We start from the raw sequence: 12,933 nt of genomic DNA on the forward strand, positions 1-12,933 counted from the left end.
CACCGGGCCGGCGCACCAACCGGTACGCCTGCATCCCCGACATCCCACCACGCCGGTACGACACCGGAGAACCCGCCGCCGGCCCCCGCACCGCCAGCTCCCGTCGATCATGAAGTTGTTGTCACGACACGCCGGCATCGCCGGCAACAACTTCATGATCAACCCGGGTGCGGGGTCAGGTGAGGCGGGCGTCCAGGAGGTCGAGGGCCTCGGGGACGGTTTCCGCGATCTGCAGGAGGTCCAGGCCGGCCGGTTTGAGGAAGTGGCGGTCGGCCAGGGTGCGCAGCCAGTCGAGCAGCGGACGGTAGAAGCCGTCGGCGTCGACCAGCACCATGGGTTTGGCGTGCATGGCCAGGGTGGCCGTGGTCCAGACCTCGAACAGCTCGTCCAGGGTGCCGAGCCCGCCGGGCAGGGCCACGAACGCGTCCGACTTGTCGATCATCAGGGTCTTGCGGCTGGCCATCCCGTCGGTGACCAGCAGCTCGTCGGAGGCCAGGTCGGCGACCTCCAGGTCGACCAGGGCCTGTGGGATGACACCCAGGGTCCGGCCGCCGGCCGCCCGCGCCCCGTCGGCCACGGCGCCCATCATCCCCACGCACCCGCCGCCGCTGACCAGCGTGTGCCCGCGCCGGGCCAGCTCCGCACCGGTCTCGGTGGCCAGGTCCAGCCAGCGGGCGTCGAGGGTACGCGAGGACGCGCAGAACACGCAGACGTTGGCCACGGTCAGCCCTGCTCCGCCGGCCCGTCGGGGGCGGCCTCGGCGGCGGCCTGCTGATCGGCGCCGAGGCGGGCGACGGCCTCCTCGCGGATCGCCTCCTGCTCGGCGGAGAGCACCGCCTCGGCCTCCACGATGTGCCGGACCGCCTCGTTGACGTCGTCGGTGAGGCAGATGAGGTCCAGGTCGTTCGGGCCGATCTTGCCCTCGGCGGTCATGCTGTCCCGGAGCCAGTCGAGCAGGCCCCGCCAGTAGTCGACGCCCATGAGCACCACCGGGAAGCGGGTCACCTTGCCGGTCTGCACCAGGGTGAGCGCCTCGAAGAGCTCGTCCATGGTGCCGAAGCCGCCGGGCAGCACCACGAAGGCCTGGGCGTACTTGACGAACATGGTCTTGCGGGCGAAGAAGTAGCGGAAGTCGATGGCCAGGTCGACCCAGTCGTTGATGCCCTGCTCGAACGGCAGCTCGATGCCGAGCCCGACGGAGAGCCCGCCCGCCCCGTTGGCGCCCCGGTTGGCCGCCTCCATCACGCCCGGCCCACCACCGGTGATCACCGCGTAGCCGGCGCGGGCCAGCGCACCGCCCAGTTCCTCGGCCAGCCGGCACTCGACGCTGTCCGGCTTGCTCCGGGCCGAGCCGAAGACGCTGACCGCGGGCGGCAGGTCGGCGAGGGTGTCGAAGCCCTCGACGAACTCGGACAGGATGCGCAGCGCCCGCCAGGCGTCCCTGGTCTTCCAGTCGCCCCGGCCCCGGGAGTCGAGCAGCCGCTGGTCGGCGGTGCTGGTGGGGATGGCCTGGTTGCGCAGGGTGACGGCGCCCCGGTGCCGTACCCCGCTCGGCCCGCGGCCGGGTGGCCGCCCGTTGCTCTGGCTCATGGGGCCACCGTAGTGGAGCGGGGGCGGCGCGGTGCGGAGGCGGGCGACGCGGAGAAATTCTTCGTGATCATGGGCAACTAAATGGCTCGCTCGTACGTCTTACTATTCACATACCGGGTATGCCCGGGCGCGCGCCTTCGGGGGAGGAGCCAGCGTTGATCAGCAACAGCGAGATGATCCGGATCCGCCGGCAGATGCAGCGGCGGATCCGGGACGTGGTGGCCGAACGCCGCCGCGCCCGGATGATGGAAGCCCACCACACCGACCTCACCGGCGAGACCACCGAGACCGAAACCCCGCTGACGACCACGCTCTGACGGTCCGGCACGACCCGGGGGTCCGCGTCACCGACGCGGGCCCCCGGTCGCGTGCTCAGGACGAGGCGAGCCAGCGGTGCAGGGTGGCAGCGCCGTCGCGGATCTTCGTCAGCTCGACGTGCTCGTCCTTGTGATGGGCCAGGTTGGGGTCGCCCGGCCCGAAGTTCAGCGCCGGGATGCCCATGGCCGCGAACCGGGCCACGTCCGTCCAGCCCAACTTGCCGATCGGGGCCGCGCCGACCGCGGCCAGGAACTCCTGCGCCGGCGGGTTGTCCAGGCCCGGGGCCGCGCCGGCCGCCGCGTCGGTGACCGCCAGGTCGAAGCCCGCGAAGACCTCGCGCAGGTGCGCCTCGGCCGCCGCCGGGTCACGGTCCGGGGCGTACCGGTAGTTGATCTCGATCTCGCAGCGGTCCGGGATGACGTTGCCCGCCACCCCGCCGGTGATCCGCACCGCGTTCAGGCCCTCGCGGTAGTCGCAGCCCTCGATGGTCACCCGGCGCGCCTCGTACGTGGTCAGCCGGCGCAGCACCTCGCCGGCGCCGTGGATGGCGTTCACCCCGTGCCACGACCGGGCCGCGTGGGCCCGCTCGCCGTGCGTGGTGACGATCGCCCGCATGGTGCCCTGGCAACCCGCCTCGACGATCCCGTACGTCGGCTCCAGCAGCAGCGCGAAGTCGGCCGCCAGCCACTCGGGGTGGGCCTGGGAGACGAGGGTGAGCCCGTTGAACCTCGACTCGATCTCCTCGGCCTCGTAGAAGAGGTAGGTGACGTCGTAGCGCGGGTCGGGCAGGGTCACCGCCAGGTGCAGCGCGAAGGCCACCCCGGACTTCATGTCGGAGGTGCCGCAGCCGTACATCAGGTCGCCGCGCATGGTCGACGGGAAGTTGTCGTTGAGCGGCACGGTGTCCAGGTGGCCGGCGAGCACCACCCGCTGCGGCCGGCCCAGGTCGGTGCGCGCCATCACCGTGTTGGAGTGCCGGTAGGTGCTGAGGTGCGGCACGCCCCGCAGCACCTCCTCGACGCAGTCGGTGATCGCCTTCTCGTTGAGCGACACGGACTCGATGTCGACCAGCGCGCGGGTCAGCGCCACCGGATCGGCCAAGACCTCGGGGGTCAACGGGTTCTGCATGTCTCGCACGGTACCGTCAGCACCGTGACGACCGCACAGTCTGCCTGGGGCATCGGCCTGGCCACGATCACCGCTGACGACCAGGTGCTGGACACCTGGTACCCGACCGGCAAGCTGGGGCTCGGCGAGCTGCCGCTGGTCGCCGGTGAGGACGAGGCCGACGTGCTGGACCTGCCGCCCGGCGCGGTCGGCGAGCGGGCGCTGCCCGGCCTGCGCACGGCCCAGGTGGTCACCGTGATCGGCTCGCTGGACGATCCGATCAAGGACGCCGCGGACGCGTACCTCCGGTTGCACCTGCTCTCTCACCGCCTGGTGCGGCCCAACGAGCTCAACCTCGACGGCATCTTCGGCAAGCTGGCCAACGTGGCCTGGACCTCGGCCGGGCCGTGCCCGCCGGAGCGGGTCGACGAGCTGCGGGTCATCGAGCGGGCCGCCGGCCGCCACCTGGCCGTCCACGGGGTGGACAAGTTCCCCCGGATGACCGACTACGTGGTCCCGGCCGGCGTGCGCATCGCCGACGCGGACCGGGTCCGGCTCGGCGCGCACCTGGCCGCCGGCACCACCGTGATGCACGAGGGCTTCGTCAACTTCAACGCCGGCACGCTGGGCACCTCGATGGTCGAGGGGCGGATCGTGCAGGGCGTGGTGGTCGGCGACGGCTCCGACATCGGCGGCGGCGCGTCGATCATGGGCACCCTCTCCGGCGGCGGCACCGAGAAGGTGCGCATCGGCGAGCGGAGCCTGGTCGGCGCGAACGCGGGCGTGGGCATCACCCTGGGCGACGACTGCGTGGTGGAGGCCGGCTGCTACATCACCGCCGCCTCGAAGATCACGTTGCCGGACGGCCGGGTGGTCAAGGCCCGGGAGCTGTCCGGGGTGGACGGCCTGCTCTTCTGGCGCAACTCGGTGACCGGCGCGCTGGAGGCGAAGCCGCGCACCGGCCGGGGCATCGAGCTGAACGCGGCGCTGCACGCCAACGACTGAGCGACGACGCGGGACGGGCCGGGGCGGAAAGCCCCGGCCCGTCCGCCGTCCGGGCCGGCGGACCGCCGACCCGGACGACCGGATCACCGCAGGCGGTACGCCTGGATGATCCGCTGGGTGACCGTGTTGCCGGCGCCGTCCCGGGCGGTCGCCCGCAACGAGACGTAGCCGGGGCCGGCCGGGTGCCGGACCGTGGCCGCCCAGCCCGCGCCCTGCTTGTGCAGGGCCGCCTTGCGCCAGGTCTTCCCGCCGTCGTACGAGACGTCGACGGTGAGCGCCGCGACGGAGGCGGCCGGCGCGCCGGGCTGCCGCTGCACCGTCACCGGGATGGTGAAGGTCCGGCCGGCCGGGGCGCTGTTGTCCACGGCCAGCGGCGGGGTGAAGCGGACGGCCATGGCCGGCAGCCGCGCCCAGTCGTCACCGGGGACGTGCCGGGAGCGGAACGTCCAGGTGGCCGAGACCTCGATGCTCAGGTCGGTGAAGCCCCGCGTGGCCGAGGTCTCCAGCCGGTAGCTCGCGGCGCCCGGCGGCACCTGGAACTCGCCGTACCCCGCGGCGGGCTGCTCGGCGACCAGCTTCCCATTGCGGTAGAGCGCCGTCCGTTCGGTGTCGTTGAGCGAGCCGCCGGGGTGGCCGGCCGCGTCGCTGTGCACCGGCAGGGCGACCACGAGGGTGTCGCCGTTGCGGGTGATGCCCTGCTCCGGCCAGCGGGGCTGCGGGAACGACGGCCCGTACGGCGCGTTGTTCCAGTCCTCCCGGTAGGTCCGGCCGGCCCGGTACCGGGTGGGCACCGACTCCAGCACCGCCCGCACCTCCAGCCAGCCGTCCTCGCCCCGCTCACCGAAGTCCAGCTCGGAACTCCAGCCGGTGCGGGTCGTGCTGTAGTGCTCGACCCGCTTCCCGGGCACCGGAACCGGCACGACGATCGCCGAGCCGCCGATGTTGTAGTCGGACTCCGGGAAGACGATCCGCTCGTTCTCCAGCCCGGCGTAGGCGGCCGCGAACCGGTGCGTGACGGTCGCCAGGTCGGCCGGCCGGTAGTGCCGGACGAACCCGGTCGGCATCCGCCCGGGGAACAGCTCGTTGAGGGCGTAGAAGTACGGGCTGCGCTCCGGCGCCGTCGGTTCGAGCCACTGGCTGGCCAGGGCGGCGACGAAGAGGGAGTCGGAGACGCCGTGCCCGAGCTGGCCGCTGTGGAGGCCGTCGAAGCTGAACGTCCAGAGCCCGAACCCGTAGGAGGAGTCCTCGGTGGACCAGTTGGCCGAGAGGTCGATCAGCAGCGGCGCCGCGCCCCGCTGCGGCACCGTGGACCGGACCGGCTTCGCCCGCCGGGCGTCGACGGTGAGCCGCTGGTTGCCGCTCACCACCAGCTCGGGCTGGGCCAGCATGGAGACCTCGGTCCAGCCCTCCTCCCCCGGCACGTAGATCAGGCTGTTCAGGCCGTACCGGCCCTTGGGGAGGCGGACCCGCGCCTCGCCGTCGGGGTCGTACACGTCCCGGTAGACGACGCCGTCCAGCCCGACGAGGGTGGTGAAGTAGTCACCGGTGGGCTTGCCGGCCCGGTCGCGGTGCGCGACGGTCAGGTCGTAGCTCTCCACCTCGCGGTGGACGGCCAGCGGGGTGACCGCGACCGCGTCGCCGGCACGGGCGACCAGCCGGCCGGTCCAGTAGCCGTCGAGGCCGCCGAGCCGGGTGTCCGCGGTGACGGTGACCTGGGCCGTCCCGCCGGCCGGCACGGTGAGCCGGGACGTGCCGAGGGTGAACATCCCGGCCGGGGCGGCGCGCCCGTCCGGGCCGGTGACCTCGGCGGTGAGGTCGAGGGTGAGCGGGCCGGTCCCACCGTTGCGGTAGGTGACCGTGCGGGCCACCGGCTGGTCGTCACCGTGCGGCCAGGCCGTCACCCCGAACGAGACGCTGGGCGGGTCGCTGCTGATTTGCTCGGTGATGGCGTGGGCCACGTCGACCCGTCCCGCGCCCTGCTGGAACGCCGTCTGGTCGGGGTGCGGCTTCGCCGAGGCCATCAGCGTGGCCTTGTACCGTCCGGCGGTCCAGCCCGGGTGCTGCTGGGCGAGCAGTGCCGCCGCGCCGGCCACGTGCGGCGTGGCCATCGAGGTGCCGGAGAGGGAGACGTAGCGGTCCCCCACCGGGTCGCCGATGGCGCCGTTGGCCGCCCGGGCGGCCACGATCTCGACGCCGGGCGCGGTGATGTCGGGCTTGAGCCCGCCGTCGACCCGCGGCCCCCGGCTGGAGAAGTCGGCCAGCGCGTCGTCCCGGTCGACCGCGCCGACGGCCAGCGCGGCGTCGGCGGTGGCCGGCGAGCCGACCGAGCCGTCGGCGCCGTCGTTGCCGGCGGCCACCACGAACAGCGTGCCGGTCTGCGCGGTCAACGTCTCGACGGCCTGCTCCAGTGGGTCGACCTCGGGGAAGTCCGCGCCGCTGAGGCTCATGTTGACCACGCTGGCGTGCTTCTCGGCCGCGGCCCACTGCATGCCGGCGAGGATCGCCGACTCGGTGCAGCCCTGGTTCTCGCAGACCTTGCCGGAGAGCAGGGTGGCGTCGGGGGCGACGCCGCGGTACTTCCCGCCGGAAGCGGCCCCGCTGCCCGCGATGATCGAGGCGACGTGGGTGCCGTGCCCCACCATGTCGTCGGACTCGGCCGCCTCGCTGAAGTTCCGCGAGTCGGCGACCCGGCCGGCCAGGTCCGGGTGGGTGAGGTCGACGCCGGTGTCGAGCACCGCGACGCTGACCCCCTTGCCGGTGAAGCCGGCGGCCCAGGCGGTGGGTGCGCCGATCTGCGGCACGCTGTGGTCGAGGGTGACCCGCCGCCGGCCGTCCAGCCAGATCCGGTCGACATCCCCCGCCGCGTCGACCCGGGCCGCGGTCCGGCCGGCCGTGACCGCGCCCCAGACCGCGCCGGTGTCGGCCTTCGTCGCGACCAGCGCCGCGCCGCCGATCGCCGGCAGGTCGCGGGTCACCCGGGTGCCGGCCATCGGGGCCGCCGCCCGTCGGGCCGACCCCGGCCGGTACGACACGAGCAGCGGCAACGTGTCCCGCCGGGCGTCGTCGTAGCCGGCCTCGACCAGCCCCGTGACGTCGAACAGCCGCCGGTCGACCCGCCCGGCCCGGACCAGGGGCAGCGCGTCCTGCGGCAGCACGGTGAGGCGGCCGCGTTCCCGGCCGACCAGGAAGCCCACACCGGCGCGGCCGGCGCCGGGGCGGACCGCCGCCTGCCCGGCGGCGGTGACGGTGACCCGGTCGCCGGTGATGAGAGTGACGGTGACCGGCTCGCCGGCGCGCGCGGCCGCGGCGCGGGCGGGAGTGGCGTCGGGGGCCGCCGGCGGGGCCGCGGAGGCCGGCACGGGCAGGCCCAGCGCCAGCCCCAGGGTGAGGCCGAGGCCGGCGACTCTTCTTCGATTTCGGCGCAACGTTCCTCCTTCGTCAAGCGTCTTCATCAATGGGAGACATCGATGGAGATTGCCAGAATTGCATACCGCGTATGCAATGGGAAGTCGCCAATCCGACTAAACCGGTGCCCCGGCCGCCGCCACGGAGGGCATGATCCCCCGGTGACCGCCATGAAGGACCGCATGCTCGCCGGCGAGCCGTACATCGCCGACGACCCGGAGATCAGGGCCGATCTGGACCGGGCCGCCCGGCTCGGCGAGCGCTTCAACCGCAGCTCCGCCGACGACCCCGAGGGGCGCCTCGCCGCCCTCCGCGACCTGCTCGGCTCGGTCGGCGAGGACACCTGGGTACGGCCGCCGCTCTACTGCGACTTCGGCTACCAGACCCACATCGGGCCGCGCAGCTTCGTCAACTTCAACGCGTTCTTCCTCGACGTCGCCCGGATCACCATCGGCGCCGACGTCCAGATCGGACCCAACGTGCAACTCCTCACCGCCACCCACCCGGTCGAGCCGGCGGCCCGGCGGGCCAAGTGGGAGGCGGCCGAGCCGATCACCATCGGCGACAACGTCTGGCTCGGCGGCGGGGTCATCGTGCTGGCCGGCGTGACCATCGGAGCGAACACCGTGGTCGGCGCGGGCGCGGTGGTGACCAAGGACCTACCCGCCAATGTGGTCGCCGTGGGTAACCCCGCTCGCCCGGTCCGGAGCCTAGAAGATACGGTCTGAGCTGCTAAAACGACGCCTCCATGGGGTGCGGATTCCGACCACAGGGTGCACTCTGGGTAGTGACCGGTTCACCCAGGGGGCGTCATGGAACGGGTGCTCGAACTGCGCGTACACGGGGTGTCGAACACCCCGCCCGACCAACTGCTCGGGCTGCGCCCCGCCCGCGGCGGTGACGGCGCGCAACCCGACCTGGTCGCCGGCGGCGCGGTCACCGGCTTCTACCGCGCCAGCACCGCCGGCCGGGACGACCCGATCACTGTCGAGGCGTACAGCTGGGGGCAGTTGACCTCCGGCGCGCGGACCCGGCGCGACGTCGAGCGTTCCCTGTGGACGCTGCTGCTCCCCTTCACCCTGGCCAACGTGGCGCTCTACGCGCGCACCGGCATCCCGCCGGACCCGGACCGGGAACGCTGGGCCAGCCGCTCCGGCGTCACGGCCTGGCTCATCCGACTGTTCTGCCTGAGCCTCACCGGCACCCTCGTGATCACGGCGACGGGGATCGGGGTGGACCTGATCGGCTGGCAGTGCGTCGGCCCGGACTGCCTCGGCCACCTCCCCGGCCCGATGGAGTTCCTCGGCAACGCCTGGTGGCGCCAGGACACCCGGGCGCTCGCCGCGGGCCTGCTGCTGCCGCTGCTCCTGCTCGCCGGGCTCGGCGCCGTCGCCTGGCGCACCTACCAGTACGAGGCGGAGATGCCCGCCGAACCGCACCCCCGCCCCGCGACGCGGGAGGACGGCTCGCCCGCGGACCCGCCGGAGCCGCTGGAGAACCCGCTCCAGGACCCGACCTTCTGGAACGGCGAGGGGCAACTGCGCCGGGCCGCCGTGCTGCACCTGTGCACCGGGGCGGTGATCGCGGCGGCGGTCCCGGTCGGCGCGGTGATCGTCATGGACCCGCCGCGCGGGCTGCGGGCCGCGGTCGCCTGGCCGACCGTCGTTGTGCTCGCGGCCGTGGTCGCGATCGCCGTGGTGGCGCTGGGCCGGCCCTGGTTGACCCGGCGGCAGGGCGCCACGCCGCTCGGCGGGTGGAGCGCGACCGTGGCGCTGCTCACCGGGCTGGGGCTGGCCGGCACGTTCACCCTGCTGCTGCTGCCCGACGGTCCCGCCGGCCGGCCGCTGTCCGCGTACCGGCCGCCCATCGGGTGCGTCGCCGACCCGGGCATCCCCGGCTGCCGCACCGACCGGTCGCTGCCCGGCTACGACACCGCGGTCGCCTGGCTCGCCACCTACCAGGCGCTGCTGCTGGTCACCATCGGCGCGGTGAACCGCTCCGGACGGCGCGCCCTGTTCGGGCCGGTGGCCGGCAGCCTGCTGCTGCCGCTCGGGGTGGCCTGGACCGAGCACGGCCTGCCCGGCCTGCCTGACGCGCCGGACGCGCTGAGCAGCTGGATGCTCGCCGGGCCGGCCATCGCCATCGCCGTGACCGGGCTGCTGCTGCCCAGGACCCGGCCGGCCGTGCCGGTGCAGCCGCTCGCCGCGCACACCGACCTCGCCTGGGGCGGGCGCGCCCCGGCCCTCATCGCCGGCTTCGGCTGGATGATGGCGATCGCCTACTGCGCCGGCCTCCTCTACTGGGTGAGCGACCGGCTCGACAGCCGGGCCGACCCGAGCGGCAACAGCCGGGTCGTACCCCCGCTCGCCGTGTTCTGGGCCGGGCTGGCCTGCGTGGTCGCCCTGCTCGCCCTGCTCGCGCTGCTGGTCCGGGCCGGCATCCTGCTCCAGACGCTCCGCCGTGCCGAGTACGCCGCCCTCACCTCCGGTCACGCCGGCCTCTCCGCGCACGACCTGCGCCGCTGCCGCGACGTCAGCACCTTCCGGGCGCTGCACCGGCTGGTCGGCGAGCACGCGATCCGGCTGGTCGGCTGCTACGCGACCGTCTCCGTGGTGCTGGTGACGCTCTGCTGCGCGGCCGCGCTCTCCCGCAGCCGGCCCAGCCCGCTCTCCCCCTCCGGCTGGCAGACGATCATCCACTGGGCGGCCAACCGGGGCGACACCATGCTCGGCTGGCTGCCCGTGGTGATGAGCGCGCTCGGGCTGCTCGTCTACCGCACCGACACGGTGCGCCGGTCGGTCGGCGTCATCTGGGACGTCGGCACCTTCTGGCCCCGCGCCGCGCACCCGCTCGCCCCGCCCAGCTACGCCGAGCGCGCCGTACCGGAACTCCAGACCCGGGTCGCCGGCCTGCTCGCGCTCCCCCCGCTGCACCCCGACCGGATGGACGGGGTGATCCTCTCCGGGCACAGTCAGGGCACCGTCATCTGCGCCGCCATGCTGCTGCAACTCCCCCGCCGCTGGCGGCGGCGCATCTGGTTCTTCTCCTACGGTTGCCAGCTCACCCGCCTCTACGGCCGGGTCTTCCCCGCCTACTTCGGCCCGGAGCGGCTGCGCACCCTGGCCCGGGCGCTCACCTGGCCCGGCGGGCACGTCTCGTGGACCAACTTCTGGCGCGACACCGATCCGCTCGGCTGGCCGGTCAGCGCCGGGGAACGGGACGTGCCGGTGGCCGACCCGGAAGCGCTGCACCCCGTCGGGGGCGAGGTGGCCGACCCGCCGATCCGCAACCACAGCGGCTATCCGGAGGCGGCCGAGTTCACCCGGGAGCGGGCGGTGGTGGCGCGGCTGCTGCGCCGGGCCGTGCCGTCACCCCGGCAGGGGGTCGGCTAGCCGGACCACGAGGTCGGCGTGTCCGGCCGTGCCGGCCACGAGCCGGGCGTTGGCCTCGTCGCTGCCGAGCGCCCAGGCGCGGGCCTGGTCCGGCGTCTTCCCGTACGCCTCGTGCCGGGCGGTCAGCCGGCGCACCCGCAGCTCGGCGTCGAGGTCGAGGAACCAGACCTGGTGCAGCAGCGTGCCCACCTCCTCCCACGGGTCGTCACGCAGCAGCAGGTAGTTGCCCTCGGTCACGACGAGCCGCACCTCGGGCGGCACCTCGATCGCCGCGGCGACCGGCTCCTCCAGGTCGCGGCGGAACGCCGGCGCCCACACCGAGGTCGGCTCCAGCCGGCGCAGGCGACGCAGGGTCGACGCGAAGCCGTTGACGTCGAACGTGTCCGGCGCGCCCTTGCGTGCCTCCCGGCCCAGCCGGAGCAGCTCCGACTGGGCCAGGTGGAAGCCGTCCATGGGCACCAGCCGGGCGGCCGGACCGACCTCGGCGACGATCCGCTCGGCCAGCGTGGACTTGCCCGCCCCCGGCGCGCCGGCGATGCCGAGCAGCTGCCGCGGGCCGTCCTCGGCTAGTGCCCGCGCCCGGGCCACCAGCTCACCGAGCGGGAGCACCTGCGCGGGCGCCATCAGCCGAGCACCGGTTCGCTGATGGTGAACCGGGCCTCGACGGCCGCCTGCACCGGCTGCGGCTGCGGATCCAGCTCCAGCTCGGTTGCGGCCTCCCCGCCCCTCGCGAAGGCCGCCTTCGCCATCATCGGCGGGGCGGTGGCCAGGCCGGTGTCGGCCAACTCCACGAGGGCGGTCACCCGGGCGCCGAGCGCCTCCGCGTATTCCCGGGCGCGGGCCAGGGCGTCCGCGATGGCGGCGTGCCGCGCCTCCCGGTAGGCCGGGCTGTCCGGCCGCAGCGACCACCACGGGCCGGCCAGCTCGACCTGCTCCTGGTCGGCCAGGCGGAGCATCAGCTCGCCGAGCGCGGTGAAGTCGACCACCGTGACCGTGGTGGTCACGCTGCCGTGGTAGGCCACCACCCGCTCACCCGAGCGCTTCGTCTCCGGCCAGACCCGGAGCTGGCCGGTCTCCCGCCGCTCCACGGCCGGCTCGGCCGCGTCGAGCAGCACCCGCACGGCGGCAGCGCGCTCGGCCAGCCGGGTCAGCGTGGTCTCCCGGTCGCGGTCCCGCGCGGTCGCGGTCACCGCGAACCGGGCCAGCTCGGGGGCGACCTCCCGGTACGCCTCGCCGCGTACCGCCACGACCGGTGCGTCCGCCATGCCGCTCAGCCTAGTGGCGGGGTGGCCGGAAGGTGGCCCGTGTAGGTGACCCCGCCCTCCGCCACCCGGCAGCCGGTCAGGTGGCCGCCGGCCGCGCCCAGCTCCCGCAGGTAGGCCAGTTCCCCGGCGTGGTCGGCGGCGGCCGGGAACTCGCGCCGGTGGGCGGTGAACGCGCGGCCGCGCAACGCGGCCCGGGCGGTGCGACCCTCGGCGAGCCGGCCGGCCAGCTTCCCGGAGTCGCCGGCCCGCAACGCCTCAGCCAGCTCGTCGAGGTAGGCCCGGACCGTGTCCAGCTCGACCAGCACGCGATCCCGGTTGCCGAGCAGCATGTTCGCGGTCCGCTCGGGCGGCCCGCCGGCCACCCGGGTGCCGTCGGAGAAGCTGCCGGCGGCGAGCGCGAGCACCGCGTCGCGCAGCGCCGAGCGCTGCACGGTGCCGGCCAGCGCGCCGGCGAGCAGGTGGGGCAGGTGGGAGGCGAGCGCGGCGGCGCTGTCGTGCTCCGGGGCGGACATCGGCACCACCCGCGCGTGGAAGACGTCGATGAGCAGCGCGGCGAGCCGCCGGAACGCGGGCATCCCGGTCGGCCCGGGGCAGAGCACCCACGCGGCCCCGTCGAGCAGGGCCGGGCTGGCCGCGTCGAGGCCGGCCCGGTCGGCGCCGGCCATCGGGTGGCCGGGCACGAACCGGTGCCCGAGCCCCTGCGCGACGGCGGCCGTGGCCACGTCGGCCTTGGTGCTGCCCACGTCGGTGAGCACGCACCGGTCGTCGGTGGCCGCGGCCACCGACGCGATCGTCGCGGGCAGGGTGGGCAGCGGGCCGCAGAGAAACACGACGTCCCGGCCGCGGACCGC

The 12,933-nt window shown here is 74.5% G+C and carries 11 protein-coding genes; 4 read left to right on the forward strand and 7 right to left on the reverse strand.

What is annotated here, in order from left to right:
• Window positions 1-175: 175 nt before the first annotated feature.
• Both F8274_RS25800 and F8274_RS25805 read right to left on the reverse strand, forming a co-directional pair.
• The gene (locus F8274_RS25800) at window positions 176-721 is read right to left on the reverse strand and encodes a TIGR00730 family Rossman fold protein (protein WP_151464957.1); all 546 of its coding nucleotides are present in this window, start codon (window positions 719-721) and stop codon (window positions 176-178) included.
• Window positions 722-723: 2 nt separating this feature from the next.
• On the reverse strand, window positions 724-1,590 hold the full coding sequence (locus tag F8274_RS25805) for a TIGR00730 family Rossman fold protein (RefSeq protein ID WP_151464958.1): 867 nt from the start codon (window positions 1,588-1,590) through the stop codon (window positions 724-726).
• Window positions 1,591-1,745: 155 nt separating this feature from the next.
• Here F8274_RS25805 and F8274_RS31380 point away from each other — a divergent pair, with 155 nt between their 5' ends.
• Window positions 1,746-1,907, forward strand: a complete 162-nt coding sequence (locus F8274_RS31380; RefSeq protein WP_167364265.1) for a hypothetical protein — start codon at window positions 1,746-1,748, stop codon at window positions 1,905-1,907.
• 55 nt (window positions 1,908-1,962) lie between these two features.
• Here F8274_RS31380 and dapE read toward each other — a convergent pair whose 3' ends face one another.
• Entirely contained in the window at window positions 1,963-3,036 is a 1,074-nt protein-coding gene (dapE, locus tag F8274_RS25810; protein ID WP_151464959.1) for a succinyl-diaminopimelate desuccinylase, read from the reverse strand.
• Window positions 3,037-3,060: 24 nt separating this feature from the next.
• Here dapE and dapD point away from each other — a divergent pair, with 24 nt between their 5' ends.
• Window positions 3,061-4,020, forward strand: coding sequence for a 2,3,4,5-tetrahydropyridine-2,6-dicarboxylate N-succinyltransferase (gene dapD, locus F8274_RS25815; RefSeq protein ID WP_151464960.1), 960 nt, complete (start codon window positions 3,061-3,063; stop codon window positions 4,018-4,020).
• Between the two features lie 83 nt (window positions 4,021-4,103).
• Here the strand turns inward: dapD and F8274_RS25820 are convergent, their stop codons facing one another.
• Window positions 4,104-7,445: a S8 family serine peptidase gene (locus F8274_RS25820; RefSeq protein ID WP_151464961.1), complete on the reverse strand. Its 3,342-nt coding sequence runs from the start codon at window positions 7,443-7,445 to the stop codon at window positions 4,104-4,106.
• A 141-nt stretch (window positions 7,446-7,586) separates the two neighbouring features.
• On the opposite strand from F8274_RS25820, the gene F8274_RS25825 reads away from it, so the two are divergent.
• Together F8274_RS25825 and F8274_RS25830 are read left to right on the forward strand one after the other, a co-directional pair.
• Window positions 7,587-8,153 (forward strand): sugar O-acetyltransferase, encoded by a 567-nt coding sequence (locus tag F8274_RS25825; protein ID WP_151464962.1) that lies wholly within the window; start codon window positions 7,587-7,589, stop codon window positions 8,151-8,153.
• Between the two features lie 84 nt (window positions 8,154-8,237).
• A complete protein-coding gene (locus F8274_RS25830) occupies window positions 8,238-10,817 on the forward strand; it encodes a hypothetical protein (RefSeq protein WP_151464963.1) in 2,580 nt (859 codons plus the stop codon).
• On the opposite strand, the gene F8274_RS25835 is transcribed toward F8274_RS25830, so the two are convergent.
• From F8274_RS25835 to F8274_RS25845, 3 genes are all read right to left on the reverse strand, one after another.
• The gene (locus F8274_RS25835; RefSeq protein WP_151464964.1) at window positions 10,794-11,441 is read right to left on the reverse strand and encodes a nucleoside/nucleotide kinase family protein; all 648 of its coding nucleotides are present in this window, start codon (window positions 11,439-11,441) and stop codon (window positions 10,794-10,796) included. The genes F8274_RS25830 and F8274_RS25835 overlap by 24 nt on opposite strands.
• Window positions 11,441-12,082 carry an SIMPL domain-containing protein gene (locus tag F8274_RS25840; protein WP_151464965.1) on the reverse strand — a complete coding sequence of 214 codons (642 nt, stop codon included), beginning with the start codon at window positions 12,080-12,082 and terminating at the stop codon, window positions 11,441-11,443. The genes F8274_RS25835 and F8274_RS25840 overlap by 1 nt, the downstream gene beginning before the upstream one ends.
• Before the next feature lie 5 nt (window positions 12,083-12,087).
• On the reverse strand, window positions 12,088-12,933 hold an 846-nt coding region (locus tag F8274_RS25845), incomplete at its 5' end, for a prephenate dehydrogenase/arogenate dehydrogenase family protein (RefSeq protein WP_151464966.1).

The organism is Micromonospora sp. AMSO31t (assembly GCF_008868175.1).
Classification (GTDB): Bacteria; Actinomycetota; Actinomycetes; order Mycobacteriales; family Micromonosporaceae; genus Micromonospora.